The following is a 3,346-nucleotide window of genomic DNA, read 5'->3' as shown; positions in this document are numbered from 1 at the left end:
CACGACCGGGTCAAGACCCCAAGCCCTAACCGCTCCAGACGCGACACCAACACGAATGGCCCAACGCCCGCACCACCCCAAAAGCAACGGCATTGGAACGGATGACCTGGGGGGTGGTGTCGCCGGGCCTGGGAGGTGCCGTCGGAGACGCTGATGAGAGACCCGGCCACCGCCCGGTCCGGCGCCATGCCGGGCAGCCTTCGGGCGGCAGGTCTGCATAACGTGGATGCGCGAGCACGGTGCCACTGCCGAGGCCGGCACGGACAACACCTTTGGAAGGGTGCGATGTCAGACACCGAAGGCATAGGCGTCTTCCTCGGAATGGACGTCGGCAAGACCGCTCATCACGGCCACGGGCTGACCCCGGCCGGGAAGAAGGTCTTCGACAAGCCGATGCCCAACAGCGAGCCGAGGCTGCGGGCCGTCTTCGACAAGCTCAAAGCCAAGTTCGGCACCGTCCTGGTCATCGTGGACCAGCCCGCGTCCATCGGCGCTCTGCCGCTGACCGTGGCCCGCGACGCGGGCTGCGAGGTCGCCTACCTGCCCCGACTCGCGATGCGACGGATCGCCGACCTCTACCCCGGCGAGGCGAAGACGGATGCGAAGGACGCCGCGGTGATCGCGGACGCCGCCCGGACGATGCCCCACACCCTGCGCTCGCTCGAACTCACGGACGAGATCACCGCCGAGCTGACCGTACAGACCGGCTTCGACCAGGACCTCGCCGCGGAAGCCACCCGCACCTCCAACCGGATACGCGGCCTGCTCACCCAGTTCCACCCCAGCCTCGAGCGCGTACTCGGTCCCCGGCTGGACCATCCCGCCGCCACCTGGCTCCTCGAGCGCTACGGATCCCCAGCCGCTCTGCGCAAGGCCGGCCGCCGCAGGCCCGTCGAGGTCATCCGTCCCAAGGCCCCACGGATGGCACAGCGGCTGATCGACGACATCTTCACAGCCCTGGACGAGCAGACCGTCGTGGTCCCGGGAACCGGCACCCTCGACGTGGTCATCCCGACGCTGGCACACTCACTCGCCGCCGTCCACGACCAGCGCCGGGTCCTGGAAGCCCAGATCAGCACCCTGTTGGAAGCCCACCCTCTTCACCCGGTCCTGACCTCGATGCCCGGCGTCGGAGTCAGGACCGCCGCAGTCCTGCTGGTCACCGTCGGAGACGGGACCGCCTTCCCCAGTGCCGCCCACCTCGCCTCCTACGCCGGCCTCGCCCCCACGACCAAATCGTCCGGGACCTCGATCCACGGCGAACACGCACCCAGAGGCGGAAACCGGCAGCTCAAACGCGCCATGTTCCTCTCCGCCTTCGCCTGCATGAACGCCGACCCCGCCTCACGCACCTACTACGACAGACAAAGAGCACGCGGGAAAACCCACACCCAGGCACTCCTCCGCCTCGCACGCCAGCGCATCAGCGTCCTGTTCGCCATGCTCCGCGACGGCACCTTCTACGAATCCAGGACCCCGGCCGTCACCCTCGCCGCATGAGCATCCCAAATCGCTCCAAACCAGGCACCACGTCCTTGACGAAGGACATAGAGACACCCCCCCCGACGCGAACACGAGGATACGAACCGGTACGCTTCTTCACCTGGAAAGGGCCTCCGACGGTGGCCGGAACCAGGACCTCGACAATCCTTATTATTGCTGGTCAGGGGCACTTTTCGTTTCCCCGGCCACCCATTGGACACCGGGCTTTATGAATGTGCGAGGCCCCTCGGACGAACCTGCGGGCAGGGAGCGGGGGCGAGGTGCGTCCCACCCTGCGTATGCGGGCAGTACCCATTGGTGGTGTCCGACTCAGGTGGACGGGAGCGCCACCGGCGGCAACGACCGTCTCTTCGGGACGGCGGCAACGATGAGATCGCCGGCAACTTCCGCGAAAGGACAATCATGGCCGGCACCGGCGTGGCCGGCGGCGTCAACTACCTCGAAGGTGGTGACGGCGACGACACCGTCCTCGGCGGCGTCGGCGCGGATGTGATCTACGGCAACGGCATGACCTTCACCCTGCGACTCGTCGGCGATATCGCCGGCAGTAGCACCACCATCGACGGTGGTGACGGCGGCGACACGATCTACGGCGACTGGCAGACCTACAGCATCACCAACGGCATCGCCATCGTCACCGGCTTCAACGACACCATCCACGGCAGCGCCGGCACCTACACCATCCACGGCGACTACGTCACCTCAACGGCGGCATCCTCATCCCCTCGGCAACAGCCTCCAGGACGCCATCAGTGCCGGCGCGGGCACCGACACCGTCAACGGTGACCCCGGGGGCGACAGAACCCACAGCGACGCCAATAACGACACTCTCAACGGCGACGACGGCAACGACAGCCTCGTCGGAGACGCCGACAACGACTCCGCCAACGGCGTCGCAGGCATCGATACCTGCGACGCGGAAACCGAAACCAACTGCGAGATTTGACCACCGGCACGGCGCCAGGGCCCCTGGGCTCTGGCGCCTCGTGAGTGGCACGGCAACGCGAGGCGCACCCAGACATCCAGGTTGAAAGAGCGAACGGGTACTCGGAAACCTCATTCCTGCCCGGCCGGCTCTTCACCAGGCCCGATCCGGGGGACCCTGGAGTCCGGGACGATGCCGCTACCCGGGCGTTCAGGCTGGCTGTTGGCCGTTGGCCGTGCGCTGGAGCATGCGCCGGGACTGGCAGCGGCCGCACTCGTGTACAGCAGGCCGCGCTTCCCGGACCGCAAATTCCGGGGCCGAGGAGGCCCGCGGGTGCGAGCCCTTCAACGAGACGGCTGGTTCCGGAAGGGCCCAGCCAGGGAAGGGACGCTGGGCGGTAATTTTCGTTTTCCCGGATCTGAAGACGGGGGTGCTCCGGGGCCGTTCACCGCTCGCGGGGTCCCGGGTAGGGGACTACTGTTTATGGTGAACGAATCCATAGCACACACTGTGAAGGGAGTGCCTCATGGGTGTTCGTCGTTTTCTTCCGGTTCTCGCCAGTGTTGTAGCTCTGCTTTTCGGCATGCCGACTGCGGCATCCGCGGCTTCTCCCCCGTTAGCGTCACACAAGAACCCCTGCGGTTTTTACGAGACCTCGACAGATGCCTACTACAACCATTGCACAAGTGACGGGTCGCGCGTGGTGATTGAGGTGGAGGTATGGGGTTGGAACCCTGAGCTCTGTGTGGGGCCTGGTGTCACCTGGCTGGGGTCGGCCAGTAAAATCGGCGGTGCATGGTATGTCGGGCGCACCTGTTGATCTCTAGAGGTTGTCCCGTATGGGGTGTGAGTTATCTGGTGAGGGCCAGGTTGTAGAGCCGGGCGATGCCGAGCATGGCCTGGTGAACGCCGTTGCGC

4 protein-coding genes are annotated in these 3,346 nt (G+C 66.2%); all 4 read left to right on the top strand.

Annotation, left to right across the window (positions count from 1 at the left end):
- The first annotated feature begins 285 nt into the window (after positions 1-285).
- The 4 genes from ACZ53N_RS36890 (at position 286) to ACZ53N_RS36875 (ending at position 3,248) form a co-directional block, all read left to right on the top strand.
- A complete protein-coding gene (locus ACZ53N_RS36890) occupies positions 286-1,500 on the top strand; it encodes an IS110 family RNA-guided transposase (protein ID WP_469145072.1) in 1,215 nt (404 codons plus the stop codon).
- A gap of 405 nt (positions 1,501-1,905) precedes the next feature.
- On the top strand, positions 1,906-2,289 hold the full coding sequence (locus ACZ53N_RS36885; RefSeq protein ID WP_469145075.1) for a hypothetical protein: 384 nt from the start codon (positions 1,906-1,908) through the stop codon (positions 2,287-2,289).
- Positions 2,252-2,449, top strand: coding sequence for a hypothetical protein (locus ACZ53N_RS36880; RefSeq protein WP_469145074.1), 198 nt, complete (start codon positions 2,252-2,254; stop codon positions 2,447-2,449). The genes ACZ53N_RS36885 and ACZ53N_RS36880 overlap by 38 nt, the downstream gene beginning before the upstream one ends.
- Before the next feature lie 562 nt (positions 2,450-3,011).
- Positions 3,012-3,248 (top strand): DUF6355 family natural product biosynthesis protein, encoded by a 237-nt coding sequence (locus ACZ53N_RS36875; protein WP_469145073.1) that lies wholly within the window; start codon positions 3,012-3,014, stop codon positions 3,246-3,248.
- Positions 3,249-3,346 lie beyond the last annotated feature (98 nt).

This window comes from Streptomyces sp. NPDC033229 (genome assembly GCF_055576875.1).
Note: the sequence above shows the minus strand (reverse complement) of the source record. Positions and strands in the feature narration are given on the sequence as shown.

Bases quoted from the DNA above. Each gene is read 5' to 3' on its own strand.
- ACZ53N_RS36890 (WP_469145072.1), top strand. From the start codon at position 286: ATGTCAGACACCGAAGGCATAGGCGTCTTCCTCGGAATGGACGTCGGC.
- ACZ53N_RS36885 (WP_469145075.1), top strand. From the start codon at position 1,906: ATGGCCGGCACCGGCGTGGCCGGCGGCGTCAACTACCTCGAAGGTGGT.
- ACZ53N_RS36875 (WP_469145073.1), top strand. From the start codon at position 3,012: ATGCCGACTGCGGCATCCGCGGCTTCTCCCCCGTTAGCGTCACACAAG.